This is a genomic window from Mycolicibacterium pulveris, from assembly GCF_010725725.1.
In the GTDB taxonomy this organism is placed as follows: domain Bacteria; phylum Actinomycetota; class Actinomycetes; order Mycobacteriales; family Mycobacteriaceae; genus Mycobacterium; species Mycobacterium pulveris.
On sequence record NZ_AP022599.1, the window covers coordinates 1,224,827 to 1,241,892 of the forward strand.

The following is a 17,066-nucleotide window of genomic DNA, read 5'->3' on the forward strand; positions in this document are numbered from 1 at the left end:
ATTAACAACCTACGGGAACCGCGTGCGATCGGTTTGGAGCACTGTGGAATCCATCGGACGCGGGACCGTGCGGCCACGCCGAATTATCCTCTGGATCGAAGATCCGTCGATCGTCGCGAATCCGCCTGCCCCACTGCGCCGATTGAGACGGCGGGGGCTCGAAATCAAGCAATGCGACGACTTCGGACCTCACAAGAAGTACTATCCATACCTCCTGGAAGGCGAACCAACTCGTACTTTAGTCACTGCCGACGATGACATGTACTATCCGCGCCGCTGGCTTGAAAACCTGCTTGCTGCGCATCGAGATGGCGAAGTAACCGCATACCGGGCGCGCTTACGTACGGACGGACCATACGCGAGTTGGCCCGCATGCACGACGGACAAGCCGTCCGACCGAGTGTTTGCTACTGGGGTCTCCGGAGTGGCATATCCGTCTAGTCTGCTGTCTGCACTGCGCGCGCGAGGTGATTCGTTCATGGACATATGTCCTCGTGCGGACGATTTTTGGCTGCACTTCGCAGCACTCGCAACGGGTCTAACCATCCGGCAAGTCGCAAACTTTCCTGCAGACTGGTGGCCGCAGCTCCGACTCGCGGGAACCGGGCTGTGGCCAGAAAACTTGAAAGAAGGCGGGAATGATGCGATCGCTGCCCAAACTGCGCGAGCCTGGCTACGCCACTGAGGATGCGAACCTCGACACATTCACCCGTCGCGGCGCGACCGGGGCCTCAGCTCCATGGCTCTGTTGATGATCGGCCCTAGGTCGATACTGCCCGATAGCACCGGTATGGATTCCCACACCCTGCCCAGGACGGTTGCGAGGATCAAACAGTGCTTCAACGGCCTTACTGCTCGGATTTTCCATCTTCAACTCGAGCCACGCCAGGGGCAAGCGCTCGTACATTGCTGGCTCCAAATTCTCTGCACTAACGTCTCGGACGACGCCGTGCGCAGCCCTGTGATATCGCTACGTACGCCGCGTCCAAGCCAGGAAACAGACGACTCGCGGTATTCGCGGCTAATGCGTTTAGAAAGCAAATAAATGTGCGTTAACGTGCTTGCAATTTTCTGCGTGATCAAGACCTCAACTTAGATTTTAGTTCGAAGTCGATCACGTGACCACAAGGAGCGGCTCCTGAACGAGATCGTACGACATATCATCACCGCCCTTTTCGGCCGAGGCATACTGCGCCTAGCCCAATTTGTTGCGTTTCTATTTCTAGCTCGTCTCATGTCACCGGCCGAATTTGGATGGTTCGGAATAATTACGACCACGATCGGCATTGCCGGCATGCTAGGAAGCCTGGGGTTACGTCAAGCCTTCGCCTACGAAATCGGTCAGCACTACCGATCATCAGGTGAAGCCGCAGGCACCGCACTCGCCGTTTGGTTGCCGTTAGCCGCTGCTACTACAGCTGTTGTGTATCTCCTATACGGCCGAGAATTGCCGCGCTTTTCACCGCCTGAGGCTGCCGCCATGATCATGCTAGGCGTAAGCACCTTGCTGCTTCTGATGTTTTGTCAAGGTATTTTCTTAGGACGCGGCGATATTCGCGCTTATACGATAAGCGAAACCATTCCTCGCCTGGTGTTGATGGCGGTTGTAATCCTATGTGCCGCTTTTATCGTCATAGACCTGCAAGTCGCACTGTGGGCGTTCAGCGGAGGCACAGCCGTAGCCGCGGTCTACAGTGTGTATGTTGTATTGCAAGATACTGACAAAATTGCGACACGATTCCGCCGATTCAGTGTAACCGTACGGTATGGACTTATTAGTGCGGTCAATGCGTCGCTGGTTGCGCTGAGCGCGCGCTTATCAATGTTCGTCATCGAGCACTATTCAGACGCAGCAGCCGCAGGAACATTTTATGCAGCCGCTCGCGTCAACGAGACCATACTCGAGGCGGCCACCGTCGTAGGTATGGTTTTATTCTCAAACGCAGCTCGCCAGAATAAGCATTCCGGGACCTTCACCCGTAATGCCAAAATTGCTTCTTGGATGTTGTGGCTGTTTTTCGTACTTGGTGGAGTCGTAGCACTTGCTGCGCCCTTAGTTATAACGGCATTGGTCGGCTCAGATTACGCCGCAGCGGTCCCAGCTTTACAGATACTTGCCCTTAGCTTTGGCCCGACGGCCGCGACCCGGGTAATTTATCCAACCCTTTCCGGCAGCGGAGCCCCCCATTTCGGAACTCCGATCATCATCTTCAGCCTCGTGGTGAATACAGTCCTCGCGATGGTCATGGTACCTACGATGGGTATCAATGGCGGTGCCATCGCAATGGTTGTCGGGCAGTTCGTACTGTTCTTTGGTTATGTGATCGCCTGCCGCACGAATTTTGGCATCAATATTCGTGACTTGCTGCTTCCCCGCCGGAAAGATGTACAGCGCATGTTTGTTTATTTGTCGCGAAAATATCGGTAACGGTTAACTCCTGAAATCCTTATTCCCTGCCGCCGAACTGAAATTGTCTGAACACCCGCGAGCGCGCCGGGAGCGGACATCCAATTGTGGTCACGCACTTGGCGCGGAAGCCCGACCTTATCCCACTCAAGCCCATTCGGCTCACAACAGCCATCAGCTTGCCCGCGTTCGGGGTGCCCGCGCAGATTGACTTTCCCAGCCGAGCGCATCACGAATGGGGGTCCGTTGGTTTGGCGTTTAATTTCGCGCGCAACGACCTTCATGGTCCTGCGTTAGGGCTGCGAAACGTTCCGCGCGCTATGTCTATCCACTACGCCTCGAGCACATAGCTCTTCGAAGATTCGCGCAGCGACGGCGCCGTCGGCAGCTGCGAGTCCGAGGTGGTCGGCAACTTCAAGGCGCTTCGCCTGTGAAAGCTTGCCGCTCGACTGCACGTCGGAAACATAGAGCTCAACATCCCGTGCATTCCTGATCCGAGGGCCAGGTAACCAGCTCATTGCATCAGGCGGGTCAAAGCCCCGATTCGAGCTGTACGCTTCTTCATCCGGCACGATGAAAGCGATCGGTCGATCCAGTGACAGATAGTCAATCCACACGCTTGAATAGTCAGTTAACAAGCCACTGGATAGGCCTATCAATTGGTATAGAAGCAGGCCCGCTGACAGCAGATCGTCGTTTGTGACTGTGATTGCCCCAGGGATGTGATGGCTATCAGCATCGCTTGGGTGCGGTTTAACGACGGTCTGAATTCCTGCGCGAGATAGACCGGCGATCGTCATTTGTGCGAGATCATTAGTATCTTGAATGGCCGCAGACATATCGGCATAGCCTCCATTAGAATCGGCTAACCGAACACTACGGCGAAATGTGGGCATCCAGATCACGAATGGTCGGCTAGGGTCAATTCCGAGTGGCAGAGCTTGACTCCGATTGCCTTGGCCGAATTGGTCGATCCGCGGACAGCCGGTAACGAGCAATCCATCGTCGGGAAGGCGACACCTCTCGGCCATGATTAACCCAATCTTCTTGGTTCCAGCGATAAGAAAATCTGAATGTACCAGCGGTCGACCCCGCGAGTCTGTCAAGACTCCGGCCTTCAGCGGATCTCCGTGCCACAGATTGACCAAGGTCTTCCGTGGCACGCGCCGCGGACATCCATAGACTCCGTGCGTGAACATCGCAACTTCGGCCGTTACAAATGCCCTCAGACCTGTTAGTGACCGATGCGCAATCGCGTTTAACCTTTCGCCCTCGATATTAGCGGATCGCAAGACGCGCCTCGCCACTTCGGGGTCAGCAACCAAGAAGTAAACCTGCCCCGGATATCGCGCGGTGATAGCTCTCACCATCTCTATCGCATTTCCCTCAGAGTCGGGGTATCCGAAAATGGCGATATGCGGTCGCCTGGGTGTGACCAACATGAGGAGCGATACCGCCCAGTGCTTTATCAGCCGTGCAACTTTCCGTTTCCAGGACAAATAGCTTCAGGCTCCGATCATCCGCCAGGTTTTCTCATCACACTACGACAGGTTTTCTCATCACACTACGAACGAGATTATCAGGCGGCGGGGCTAACCGAAGCACAGAGGAACCGCTTTAAGCTCCCGGCTCTCCGCGGTTTCTTCGATGGCGTGCCATTATAGGCTGGGGTCTCGTGTGTCACCCCGCGTGAGGATTCGATCATGCCTCCACTCCCCTGCCAACGATCCAACATCACGGTGACCGGTGGCTAACGCAAGCGATTCTGGCGACATTCGATACGATCGCTCCGGTGAAGCCGTTTTCGCGTTACAATCAGTTTATCCACAGCAGCGAACCAGTTTGCCGTTTCCCGCGGTTCAAACGTGAAGCTCGATAGTCGACAAATTCGATGGCCACTCATAGCTTCGACTCTTTCTGGCGTCAGCTATCGAAGCCGTAAGCTTCGAGCGGGTAACCCGCTTCGGATCAAGGCGATGGGAGATGGACTACATTGAAACCATTAGTGTCGGTGATCACACCTACGTTCAACTGTCGCAACTACGTCGAGGAAGCAATCGCTTCGGTGCAGTCTCAGACTTACGATAACTGGGAGCTAGTAATAGTTGATGACTGCTCGGAAGATCATACTTTTGAGCTAGTACAGCGTGTCGCGCAGAATGAGCCCAGAATCCGGCTGTTTCGTCACGAAATCCGCAAAGGCGCAGGGCCTGCTCGCACCCGAGCGCTAGAGGAAGCGAAGGGACGCTTCATCGCATATCTCGATGCGGATGATATCTGGTATCCGCGTAAGCTCGAGGTACAAGTTAATTTTATGATCGAAAATTGCTGTGGCTTCTCTTGCACATCGTATGAGGTTATAAGTGACAGCGGCAAGCGGATGAATAAGTCGGTTCATATGTTACCGAGAGCTGGCTACCTTGATTATCTAACAAATAATCTCCTGCAGACGGTGGGGATAATGATCGATACGGATGTCGTGCCCAAAGACCTGCTGCGCATGCCGCCTTTGGAGCGCCGTCAGGACGTAGCTACTTGGCTGCAAATACTGAAAGCTGGCCATATTAACTACGGCTTACCAGAAGTGTTGGCCCAGTATCGGAGGTCCAAGAATTCACTTTCCAGCAACAAGTTTAAAGCTGTACGGGGAATCTGGACTCTATATCGCGACGTCGAAGAGCTTCCATTGCTCTTTAGCTACTATTGTTTTGCTCGCTACGCCGTATTGGCCGTCTGGAAACGATTGTATCTCAATCGGATGCGTCGTCTCGATAGCCCTGCTTCGTCGACGATTCCGTCAGTAAGCGCCGCTGCGTCCGAATACCACCTGAGGCGTTTGAGCGATGATCCGCAGGTCCCACATCAGAGACCATGAGCGGACGTATACGGAATCGAGATGCTGAAGGTCCGCGTAAGTGAGGTCGCTACGGCCGCAGACCTGCCAGAGCCCTGTTATTCCCGGCTTGACATCGAGGCGAGCCAGCGCGGCGCCGTCAATACGAGCGGACTCCTCGACGGGTAATGGCCGTGGCCCGACCAAGGACATTTCTCCGCGAACCACGTTGATAAGTTGAGGAAGTTCATCAAGACTCGTCTTGCGGATGAACGCACCGACGCGAGTAACACGTGGGTCCTCCGCCATCTTAAACAACGGTCCGTCTACTTCGTTTCGTTGCGCGACTGTGTCGCGCCGCTGCCATGCGTCTGCGGTCATGGAGCGGAACTTAAAAATCCGGAATGGTTTGCCCCTGAGGCCGCCTCGCTCCTGGCGGAAGAAAACGGGACCTGGGCTGTCCAGCTTGATAGCCAACGCAATGACAAGCAGGATGGGCGAAGCCGCAACAAGGGCAAGCGTTGCAAGGGTTACATCCATGCACCGCTTCGCAATTCGTTCGCTGATTGCGAGCGATAATATCGGCAAATGCATCAAAGTCAGACCGTGCAGCTCTTCTGCCTCGCTGCGCCAATTATGCAATTCAAAATAGCGGGGAATCTCTGACACGGGTACTTGGCCCTGGAGCTGGCGCAGCGCTTCGAGCACAATGGCATCGCTTGTGTTTGGAAAGGCGACGATGACTCGATCAACTTTGTTTGCGGTACATACCAAAGACAGCTCAGAAAGACCTCCCAGCACGTGTGTGCCCGGGGCGACGTTGTCATCTACGTGTCCGACAACCACGGTGTCTGGGCACCGCCGCAGTCTCGACGTCAGTCGCTCGCTAATGGGTCCGGTACCGACCACCAATATGCGAGTGACCGTAGGGTCGAACATCCGGACCACCATTCGCCGGCCGAACGGAACTAGAGCGACAGCGGGCAAGGTCATCGCCACCGCTGCTGTTAGCGTCATTCGACCGCTTTCGAGAAAAAAGGCGCCAGCGGCGAGCGTGAGCAAGGCAGCGGTCGGTACGCAACGCGCTACGACCATGGGTCTCCACCATCCGCTCGGTCGCAACCGGGAGGCTGGTCGACGATACAACCCGTGCAGATGTAGCGCGGCAGCCATTGAGATCACGGCAAGAACGATCTCTCGAAGGCCAAGATCTCCCGCCCGCTCCGGACTGACCTGACTTAGAGCTACCGCCCCGACGAGCGCGGAGGTTGTCAGGGTTATTAAATCGGAAAATTGCAAGAGATACCGGTGCCGACGACCGAACCTGGGGGCCTCCGGACATGTCTTGACGTCACCGTCAACTCGCTGCCGTGGTGACACGAAATTCGGGTCCGCGATCCCACCGACCCGCGAAGGTGTTGCCTCGATTGTCATATCTTTCCCCAATGATTCATACGCAACTACCAGCCAAAGCCGACCAGTCTGAGACCAGATCCAACAAAGTCAGCTTCCGGTAGGCAATTGCGGCCGTCCAATACGAGGTTTCCTCGCATCACACGCCGCAGCCCAGTTGGATCAATGTCCCGAAACTCCGGCCACTCTGTGACTACTACCACCGCATCCGCTCGGTCAGCGGCATCGTATACATCAGGCGTAAGCCGTACACCCGCGTATTCGTCGGGCAGAACTTTAACCACTGGATCAAATGCCGAAACCGCTGCACCGGCCGCCAACAGCCTGCGTGCAATATCTAATGCCGGAGCGTCACGCAGATCGTCCGTGCCGGGTTTGAAGGTCAATCCAAACAGTGCGATTCTACGTCCCTTGAGAATATGTAACTCGCGCTGGAGTTTTCGTATTGCACTCGCTCGCTGCAGCTTATTGATTTCCACTGTCGATTGCAGCATCGAGGACGTATACCCATATTCTTGGCCCGTCGAAATCAGCGCAGCAACGTCCTTACCGAAGCATGAACCACCCCATCCGACGCCGGGGTTTAAGAAGGCGGCGCCAACACGATGGTCGGCTCCGATGGCGGGAAGAACCTCACGGGCGTCGGCACCAAAAAGCTCGCAGAGTTGCGCCATCTCATTCGCGAAGCTGATCTTCGTCGCCAAGAATGCATTGGCGGCGTACTTGATCATCTCCGCAGATGCCAGTTCGGTAGTAATCAACAATGGCGTGATGCCCTGCCGACCTCGGTCAAATGATTGATCAAGCACCGGCCGGTATAGCTCTGCTACCCGGTTGACATCAGGCTGGGCTCCGCCGAGCACAATCCGATCTGGGTATAGAAAATCTTCGATTGCGCATCCCTCGCGAAGGAATTCAGGATTAGAAACGACGTGAAAAGATAGATCGCGGTCATTTAAAGCGTCCTCAAGGATGGTGCGAGTCCAATTGCCAGAGCCAACCGGGACGGTTGATTTGTTGACTATCACCGCGTCCGCGCGTAGATATGGAGCTAATGCTTGAATCGCGCTCTCGAGTTGGGTGAGGTCTGGCGACCCATCCTGACCTGGCGGAGTTCCTACGCAGAGGAAAACAAACTCTGCGTCCGATAATGCCTCAGCGTAGCTATCAGTGAACCGCAGCCGACCGGTCGACAAAGTCGACTGGAGTAGCTCGGGAAGATTCGGTTCGTGGAACGGTGTTTGACCATTGTTGAGTTGGCCGACCCGCGCCAAATCCGTGTCAAGACCACAAACGGTGTGGCCCAAGGACGCCAAGCAGGTCGACGTGACCGCGCCGACATAACCGGTGCCGATGACAGCAACACTCCGGCGAGAGAACGCTCGCCTCTGCTGACCAATGCGAAGCAGCCCGACATCTGATCTTGATTTTTCGGTGTCTACATCGCGGAACCACGCAATGGTCTCCAGCAAACCTTCACGAACATCGCGCTTCGGTTCCCAATGCAGTTCGTTACGCGCGAGTGTGATGTCCGGTCGACGCTGCGATGGATCGTCCTGTGGGCGGTCAACAAACTCGACGGGAGCTTCAGATCCAGCAAGTTCACGGATCAGGTTCGCTAACTCCAGAACCGTCATTTCATGCGGGTTACCGATATTGACTGGCCCTGCCAGGCCGGAGAACAACAGCCGCAATGCTCCTTCGACCAAGTCGTCGACATGGCATACAGACCGTGTCTGATTCCCATCGCCGTGAACAGTGAGGGGCATACCAGCAAGTGCCTGGGTGATGAAGGTCGGAATCGCCCGACCGTCGTTGGGCCGCATCCGAGGGCCGTAGGTGTTGAAAATACGCATAATGGCGGTATCGACACCGTGCTTCTGCCGATATGACGATGTCAGTGCCTCGGCAAAGCGCTTCGCCTCGTCGTAACATGCGCGCGGACCGACTGGATTTACATTTCCCCAGTAACTTTCGGGCTGGGGATGCACAAGAGGGTCACCGTACGTTTCCGAGGTAGACGCCAACAGGTAACGGGCACCCTTTTCTTTCGCGAGACCAAGCGTGTGCAGCGTCCCAAGAGAACCAGCCTTCATCGTCTCGATGGGAAGCTGCGCATAGTCCACTGGTGACGCAGGGGACGCGAAATGCAGCACGTAATCAACAGGACCGGGTATTGAAATGTAGTCGCTGACATCGACTTTCATCAGTCGAAAACCATCGTGGGCCTGAAGGTGTGCTACGTTCTCCGGCGCGCCCGTGACAAAATTGTCGAGGCATATCACATCGATTTCATGTGCGAGCAGTCGTTCTGCGAGGTGGGAGCCGACGAATCCCGCTCCCCCCGTTATCACTGCCCGGCGCCGCATACTTCCCCCCTAGATCCCCTCGGTCCCCATGTGGGTCCCTATGTGCTGGTAGGTGCGACACTGCCAGCACGTACGGATGCGGATTCCCTTCCGCACCGTAAAGTAGCCGTCCCCATAACGGCCTTGTCGCTAAGACCCTCCGTTGCAGGTCACGGATTCCTGCCTGCCCGACGGTAACAAGAGTCTGTCCTGCCTGCCTCAACTAGACAAACAGCATATTAACTGAAGCTGGCAAGCAAATCAGGGGTTTCCCTATGTTTTTGCCAGGTGTCCAGCCCCTGACTGGGCCTCCAGCACCGAACACCGCTGTTTGCGGTAGGCGAAAGGCTGAAACGGCTGGAACGACGCTACTTGGCACCGGCTCACCCTCGGACGCACCCCTGAAGCTTGGCGAAGAATTCGGTTAGCTGTGCGCCCGTGCATGGGCCATTCTTACAGCCAACGTTGATATCTACGGCGGTCGCCAAGACGGCATCCTCGGAGACGACCTTGTTGCCATTGCCCGATGGCGTCAGCAACCTTTGCCGGACTTCGGTCGATTCGTTGGCCGCCCGGTCGTGTTCACTACGTTCGAAATAGGCATGGTGCCACCGAAGAATGCCGAGGGCGAAGAGCCGCTTCCGCTGGAACCGAATTCACGGATGTGGAACCGGTCAGCAATACTCAGCGACTGGGTCTCAGGAAGACCGAACGGGCTAAGGACGTTCGACACCGGTACGGCGCACCCTCCGTGCCGGCGCGCCACCCTTTCAAGCCGCGCGCGGCGGCTAGCTGTCGTTACGCGGCATACTGCAACAACGCTAGCTGACTGGGAGTATCTTACCGGAGCGATGTCCTATCCTATGGTCGGCTACCGACACCTCGTTGCCGCCGACAAGGAGTTGTTCTGCGCGTACTATTCGTCTGCACTGGAAACATCTGCCGATCACCCATGGCGGAGAGGCTTGTCAACGCCTATACCACGCGACTAGGGATCCCTACCCTCAGGGCATCCAGCGCCGGAATTCGCGCTGTAATCGGTCACCCGATCCAACCTGACGCAGCTCTGGTCCTTCAGCAGCTTGGCGGCGAAACGAATGACTTCGCCGCGCGCCAACTTTCGTCCAAGATCGCTTCAGAGGCCGATCTCGTACTAACCATGACAAGAGCACACCGGGATGCAGTTCTGGAACTCGCCCCGCGCCAGCTCCATCGAACATTCACGTTGGGCGTCGCTTCCCAACTTGTGTCGGAACTCGGCGCGCAAACAATCGGCGACCTCGCCGTGCTCCGTCCGCAATTGTCTGGCGAGGACCAGTTCGATATCCCTGACCCGATCGGCCAGTCGGCCGACTTCCATGCGATGGTTGGTTCACAAATCGCCAGCTTCCTGCCACCGATAATCGAGTTGTTGCAGAGTGAATAACTCGTTCGATCCCATATCGCGGGTCTTAGCAACCACCATCACAAGGGGCCAGATCGGCTCAACTATCAGCAATAAGCCCGAATGGCGGCGCGGGCGAAATCTTGCATCTCAGACCCACTCCATCCCATCTTCGTCATCACATCGTTGTTCACGCGACCCATGTTCGCGTTCGGCCTAGTGCGGTCCAGGCAGTACTGCTTCCCGGCGCGGATTACCTCGGTTTCGTTCGCGTAGGGCACGCCCTCGAGTTCGAGCAGCTCGATGAATTGGTCGTCGTCCTGACCAGCCTGCGCGGGCGCGACCGCGACCGCGCCGCCGACCCCCACCAGCAGCGCCGCTAACGCCGCGAAGAGGCAACGGCGAAAAGCATTGAATCCCATTTTCCTCCCCTACTTTTCTGGCCGCTTCTACACCCTGCATTTCGAGCAACCGCACACACACGTTACCGAAAGCCTGCAGCGCAATCCTCAAAGTCGATCGATCACGCCTCGACCAGCTAAGACGCGGCCGCCCAGCTAGGGACTCTGGGCCAACACCGGCGGCCGGGGCACTTCCTGGCGCCGATCGCCGGGAAAACACGGCGAAGCCCCGATCAGCGTCGGCGCCTGAGTCAGGTCGGTCCGGGCCTGAATATGCAGCACATAACCATCCGGGGCGAAGCCGAACCGGTTCGGCTTGTCGAAGCCGTCGCGCTCGACCACGTCCCAGCCCCAGCTCTCCCAGATCCCGCCGACCTGCGCGACGAGGGCCTTCATGTCGGTCTCGGGCGGCACCCTCATGTCGCGCCAGTCCTCGAGCTTCACCGGGGCGCCGCGGTCGGCGGGATTGTCCTCGCAGTACGTCGTGCCGTCACCCACCATGTAGCGCGTCCCGTCCAAACTGATGCCCTCCGGCAGCGCGTCGATGGTCTGCTGCAGATACCGCAGCGCCGTGTCCTGCGCCTCCTGCTGGCTCGTCGGGATCTTCGGCGAGGCCGGAACCGGTGGCTGCTCCGTGGGATCTTTTGCGATCTCGGTGGCCCCTGACGGCGTGGGCGGCCCGAGCGGGCCCGACGATTCCTGCGCCGACGTGTCACAGGCGGCGATCAGCGCCGCCAGCACCGCCGCGGCGGCCAGCGCTTCGATCGCCCGACGCATCACGGTGTGAAGGTCGGCGGTGTGACGTCAGTTCTTCCGGCAATGATGCGGCCCATGTTATCCAGCGCCGGGTTGGCCGGGGGACCAAAATAACTGTTGTGCGCGTCGAGCGTGGGCGTGCCGAAAGGGCCCGCGGCCGCCGCCGCCTCAAACGGGATACCGCCAAAGCGGCTGGTCATCGGGTCCGGACCCAACGTCGCGTACGTGGCGATCACGCTCACGTCGTTCTCCGCGCGCGACGCGAACACACTGGCCCCCGACGCCAAGCCCCGATGGCTGGCATTCTCGGCGAGAATCCCCGGACTACCCACCGCCACAACGTTGTTCACTCGAGATGATTGCCGTCGAGTGCGGCCGCACCCATCAGCGTCGACCCGTAGCTGTGCCCGATCACCGTATCGACGGACGGAGCACCTCGTGCGACGCGCGCATCCCCACGTCAGGTCCTGCCGGTGCCCGGCACGAACGTCCAATTGCGTTTGGCGGTATCGGGATTGCCCATCGACACCGCCGCATGTCCCTCGTCGTCGATCTACCCGAGCAGCCGCGCCACCCCGTGGTTGGACCGCGTTCCTACACGACTGTTGTGTTGGGGGTGATGGGGATGGTGGAGACGGTGTTGTTGTCTGGGTTGGTGATGTAGGCGTGGGTGCCGTCGGGGCTGATCGCGATCCAGGTTGGGTTGGTGCCGAAGAGGGTGTCGATGACCGTGCCGGTGGCGGTGTCGATCACTGAGATGGTGTTGTCCCCGGGGTTGGCGATGTAGGCGCGAGTGCCGTCGGGGGTAAACGCCACACCACCCGGGGTGCCGCCGACGGTGATGGTGTCGATGACGGTGCCGGTGGCGGTGTCGATCACCGACACGGTGCCATCGAGTTGATTGGTGACATAGACGATATTGCCATCGGGGCTCAACGCCATACCGACCGGAGCCTCGCCGACGGTGATGGTGGTGACAGTGCCGGTTGCGGTGTCGATCACCGATACGGTGCCATCGAGTTGATTGGTGACATAGACGATGTCCCCGTCGGGGCTGACGGCCACACCGACCGGAGCACTACCCACGGTGATGGTGTCGACCACGGTGCCGGTGGCCGTGTCGATCACCGACACCGAGTCCCCGAGTTGCTTGGCGACATAGGCGATGGCGCCATCAGGACTAAACGCCACACCGCCCGGAGCGCCGTCGACGGTGATGGTGTCGACCACCGTGCCGGTGGCGGTGTCGATCACCGACACCGTCTCATCACCGGAGTTGGTGACATAGGCCAAGCTGCCGTCGGGGCTGACCGCCACCAGGACGGGAAACTCACCGGCGGTGATGGTGTCAAGCACCGTGCCGGTGGCGGTGTCGATCACCGACACCGTGCCATCGGTGACGTTGACGACATAGGCGACATCGCTGTCGGGGCTGAAGGCCACCCCGAACGGTTGATCACCCACCACGATCTTCGCCGAGGTATCAGACGAGATCGAGATCACCGACACGGTATCCACCGAAGTCTCCGACACCGTGTCACCGACATTGTTGACGATGTAGACACGGCTACCGTCGGCGCTGACCGCCAGCAGCGACGGCACATCGCCGGCAGCGACAGTGTCAATAACCGTGCCGCTGGCCGTATCGATCACCGACACCGAATCATCACCAGCGGTCGTGACATAGGCGATGCTGCCATCAGGACTAAACACCACACCCAGCGGAATACTGCCCACCGCGATAGTGCCGGTGACGGTGCCGGTGGCAGTGTCGATCACCGACACCGTCTCATCACCGGAGTTGGTGACATAGACCAGAGCGCCATCGGGGCTGACCGCCACACTGAACGGATCACGCTCCACAGCGATCGTGTCAACCACAGCGTTGGTGGCCGTGTCGATCACCGACACCGAATCATCGTAGGTGTTGGTGACATAGACGCGGTCCCCATCAGGGCTGACCGCCACACCCAGCGCCCGACCACTCACATCGACGGTGTCGACGACGGTGTTGGTGGCCGTATCGATCACCGACACCGAATCATCGTTGGTGACATAGACGCGGGCCCCATCAGGACTCACCACCACCCCAAACGGGCGGAAACCCACAGCAACAGTGCCCAATTCGGCAAACGTGGTGGCATCAATCACCACCACCGAACCCGCACTGCCGTCATCGGGATCCAACGCGACATAAGCGCGGCTGCCATCAGGACTCAACGCCACCCCGAACGGATCGCTGTTACCCACCACACCGAACAAAGCGGCGCTACCGGTAGGCGTTTCCACCGAAACCCGGTCACCGCTGGTGATCCAGACACTGGTGCCATCAGGACTCACCGCGATCCCATTAGGACTGGAGAAAACACTAAAACCGTCAACCACCACCGCCACACCCGGCGCGATCGGAACATCCACACTGACCGCGGTGACCCCACCATTGCCGTCATCCACCGCAACCACGAAACTGTCGAACTGCTGACCCCCAGCAACAAACGCCTCAAGACGCGCCGCCTGCGTCGGCGTATACCTAAACGTCCCATCAGCATCGACAACCACACCACCCCGGCCCGGCTGACCAATCACCGTGTAACTCAACGCATCCCCATTGGGATCCATCACATTCAGATCCCCACCAACCACACCCCCAACATCAGGATCACCAAACGTCGGCAACGCCGTCGGCGCCTCATTCCCACCAACCCCCGACACAACCTGGATCACCGATATGGTGCCGCCGTCGCCGTGGGTGACGTAGGCGAGGCTTCCATCGGGGGTGAATGCCACATAATTCGGGAAGTCACCCACGGTGACGGTGTCGATGACCGAACTGGTGGCGGTGTCGATCACCGAGATAGTGCCATCGTCGAAATTGGTGATGTAGGCAAGACTTCCGTCGGGGCTGACTGCCACCCGGCTCGGGAAGCCGCCGACGGTAATCGTGTCGATCACCGAGTTGGTGACGGTATCGATCACCGATACGGTGCCGTTTAGGCCGTTGGTGACGTAGGCGCGGCCACCACCGGGGCTGAGCGCCACACCGAACGGTTGATCGCCCACGGTGATACTGCCGGTGACGGTGTTGGTGGCCGTGTCGATCACCGACACCGAATCATCGAGCTGGTTGGTGACGTAGACCCGGCCGCCGTCGCGGCTGACGGCCACGCTCAGCGGCGAAGCACCGACGGTGACGGTGTCGATGACGGTGTTGGTGGCCGTGTCGATCACCGACACGGTGCCATCGGCACCGTTGGTGACATAGGCGCGGCTACCGTCGGAGCTGACGGCTACGCCCATTGGCGTATCGCCGACCCCGACGGTGGCGGTGACACGGAGTGTGGCCGTGTCGATGACCGAGACTTTGTTCTCGGCGGTGCTGACGATGTAGGCGAGGTCGCCGTCCGGGCTTACCGCAACACTCACGGGAAGGCCGCGGATGGCCCGGCTGGCGATGGTGATGCCGGTGGCAGTGTCGATCACCGAGACGGTGTTGTCGCTGAAATTGGTGACATAGGCGTGGGTACCGTCGGGGCTGAACGCCACGCTCACGGGAACACCGCTTTGGTTGATGGTGTCGGTGACGACAGCTTTACCCGGCTCGATCGGGACATTGGCGACGTCGACCAGGGTCATGCCACCATTGCCGTCTTCGACGGTGACGGTGAAGCTGTCGAAGTCCTCATCCGGGGAGGCGAACGCATTGAGGCGCTCCACTTGACTCGGGGTATAGGTGAAGGTGCCGTCGGCGTTGACGACGACACTCCCCTTGGCCGGGCCAGTGGTCACGGTGAAGGTCAGCTCATCGAGGTCGGGATCGACGACATGGAGGTTGCCGACGACCAGTCCGTCGGCATCCGGGTCGCTGAACGTCGGTGAGGCGTTCGGAGGATCATTCTCTGCGCTCACGGTGATCGTCACCGTCGCGGTATCCAGGGTGGTGCCGTCGGAGACGGTGTAGCTGAACGAATCTGGGCCGCTGTAGTCCGCGTCGGGGGTGTAGGTGAACGACCCGTCCGCATTCAGGTCCACGGTGCCGTGGTTCGGGCCGGTGTGCAGCGCCGCGCTCAGCGAGCCGCCCTCGGGGTCGGTGTCGTTGCCCAACACCCCTGGACCCGCGACGGTCAACACGGAATCCTCGGCGACGCTGTAGGCGTCATCGATGGCCACCGGCGCTAAATTCGCCGATGTCACCTCGATGACCACGGTGCCGGTGGAGGCGTGCCCGCCGCTGCCGCTGGCCAGGCTGCCCAGGCCGTGGACGTGAAAGCCGCTGTCGACATCGGTGACGGTGACGGTGACCTCGTCGGTCAGGACGCCGACCCCATCCCAGCCCGGATCCGGGGTGTAGGTCCAAGTGCCGGTGGCCTGATCGATGCTGATGGTGCCGTGAGCCGGCCCGCCGGGCTGCCCGCTGGCCGGCACCGAATACCGCAGCGCATCACCGTCACCGTCGACACCGCCGAACTCGATCGGGGCGCTGACCTGCCCCGGATTGAGCACCAACGTCACCTGGCGCGAATCCTGCACCGAGGGAGTGTCATTGGACAGCGTCTGGCTGGCCTGGCGCCGCGCCCACGCCAGCATCCCCCACAACATCGCGTTCTCCAGCGGGGCGCCCGGCCCGATGATCGGCTGGAAAAACCCCACCACCAGATCGACCGTCGCACTCAACAACGCCGCCGGAAGGGCCAACACCGCCGCGATCGGATCCCGCGCCCCGACCCGCACCTCCGTCGACGCCGGCTCATCCGCGGTCACCGCAGACTCCCCGGCCATCACCACCGGCGCATCCACCACCTCCGGCAGGTCGACATCCGTGTCTACCGGGTCTTCGTCGGCAGTGCTGGTGTCGTCGCGGTCGGTGACGGTGTCCGCCGCGGAAGGCTCGGTGGGCGGTGCGGATGATGCGGTGGTCGACGCCGCGTTGCGCGAAGACGGCGACGTGGGCTCCGCAGGAGGCGGCGCGGGCGCATCGGCTTCGGCATCCGTTTCGGCGACCGTGTCGTCATTGGTTTCGACAACGGCGTCATCGTCATCGCCCTCGTCGAGCAGCTCGGTCTCGTCGGCCGCGACGACGTCGTCGTCGTCCCCGCCGGTCAGGTCGTCGTCGCCGCTCTCGGCGTCGTCTTGACCGTCGTCTTGACCGTCAAGGCCATCCGCGTCGGTGTCATCACCGGCTTCGGCGGCGGTCTCGGACTCGGTGTTGGCGGTGGCGCCGTCGCTCTCGGGGGCCGCGACCGCCGGGGCGATGCCGTAACTCGTCGACACCGCCATGCCCACGCCTAGCGCCACCGCCAGCGCGCCCACCCGGCCGATGTAGCGCGAATACCTCACCTCGGTGTTCTGCGCACCCGGCGTCGCGGACCACTCGAGCGCGCCGCCACCCCCTCGCGATGCGATCCGGCGAGCATGCCGCGGCGAGCCCATAACCAGTCCCCCCTGAGGTCAGTCCACAGTCCATCCGACGAAGATCGTAAATTGACAGTAACGTCAGGGCAGGCGCAACGAATCGGGTGTTTCCCCA

The 17,066-nt window shown here is 59.6% G+C and carries 10 protein-coding genes; 3 read left to right on the top strand and 7 right to left on the bottom strand.

Features of this window, described 5'->3' with window-relative positions:
* The first annotated feature begins 1,162 nt into the window (after positions 1-1,162).
* Positions 1,163-2,428: a lipopolysaccharide biosynthesis protein gene (locus tag G6N28_RS06175; protein WP_264072568.1), complete on the top strand. Its 1,266-nt coding sequence runs from the start codon at positions 1,163-1,165 to the stop codon at positions 2,426-2,428.
* Positions 2,429-2,700: 272 nt separating this feature from the next.
* Here the strand turns inward: G6N28_RS06175 and G6N28_RS06180 are convergent, their stop codons facing one another.
* Positions 2,701-3,849: a CDP-glycerol glycerophosphotransferase family protein gene (locus G6N28_RS06180; RefSeq protein ID WP_163898197.1), complete on the bottom strand. Its 1,149-nt coding sequence runs from the start codon at positions 3,847-3,849 to the stop codon at positions 2,701-2,703.
* Positions 3,850-4,412: 563 nt separating this feature from the next.
* Here G6N28_RS06180 and G6N28_RS06185 point away from each other — a divergent pair.
* Positions 4,413-5,282, top strand: a complete 870-nt coding sequence (locus G6N28_RS06185; RefSeq protein WP_197745776.1) for a glycosyltransferase family 2 protein — start codon at positions 4,413-4,415, stop codon at positions 5,280-5,282.
* On the opposite strand, the gene G6N28_RS06190 is transcribed toward G6N28_RS06185, so the two are convergent.
* A complete protein-coding gene (locus tag G6N28_RS06190) occupies positions 5,205-6,620 on the bottom strand; it encodes a sugar transferase (RefSeq protein ID WP_235674732.1) in 1,416 nt (471 codons plus the stop codon). The two genes, G6N28_RS06185 and G6N28_RS06190, sit on opposite strands and share 78 nt — an antisense overlap.
* An 80-nt stretch (positions 6,621-6,700) precedes the next feature.
* Complete coding sequence (locus G6N28_RS06195) at positions 6,701-9,022, bottom strand: UDP-glucuronate decarboxylase (protein ID WP_163898207.1); 2,322 nt, start codon at positions 9,020-9,022, stop codon at positions 6,701-6,703.
* An 886-nt stretch (positions 9,023-9,908) separates the two neighbouring features.
* Here G6N28_RS06195 and G6N28_RS06200 point away from each other — a divergent pair.
* The gene (locus G6N28_RS06200) at positions 9,909-10,427 is read left to right on the top strand and encodes an arsenate reductase/protein-tyrosine-phosphatase family protein (protein WP_163905882.1); all 519 of its coding nucleotides are present in this window, start codon (positions 9,909-9,911) and stop codon (positions 10,425-10,427) included.
* A gap of 65 nt (positions 10,428-10,492) precedes the next feature.
* Here G6N28_RS06200 and G6N28_RS06205 read toward each other — a convergent pair whose 3' ends face one another.
* The 4 genes from G6N28_RS06205 to G6N28_RS06220 form a co-directional block, all read right to left on the bottom strand.
* Positions 10,493-10,807, bottom strand: a complete 315-nt coding sequence (locus G6N28_RS06205; protein WP_163898210.1) for a DUF732 domain-containing protein — start codon at positions 10,805-10,807, stop codon at positions 10,493-10,495.
* Between the two features lie 135 nt (positions 10,808-10,942).
* Complete coding sequence (locus G6N28_RS06210; RefSeq protein ID WP_235674733.1) at positions 10,943-11,563, bottom strand: hypothetical protein; 621 nt, start codon at positions 11,561-11,563, stop codon at positions 10,943-10,945.
* Positions 11,563-11,892 carry a hypothetical protein gene (locus G6N28_RS06215; protein ID WP_235674479.1) on the bottom strand — a complete coding sequence of 110 codons (330 nt, stop codon included), beginning with the start codon at positions 11,890-11,892 and terminating at the stop codon, positions 11,563-11,565. The genes G6N28_RS06210 and G6N28_RS06215 overlap by 1 nt, the downstream gene beginning before the upstream one ends.
* Positions 11,893-12,136: 244 nt before the next feature.
* Positions 12,137-16,969, bottom strand: coding sequence for a cadherin-like domain-containing protein (locus tag G6N28_RS06220; RefSeq protein ID WP_163898213.1), 4,833 nt, complete (start codon positions 16,967-16,969; stop codon positions 12,137-12,139).
* Positions 16,970-17,066: the final 97 nt, after the last annotated feature.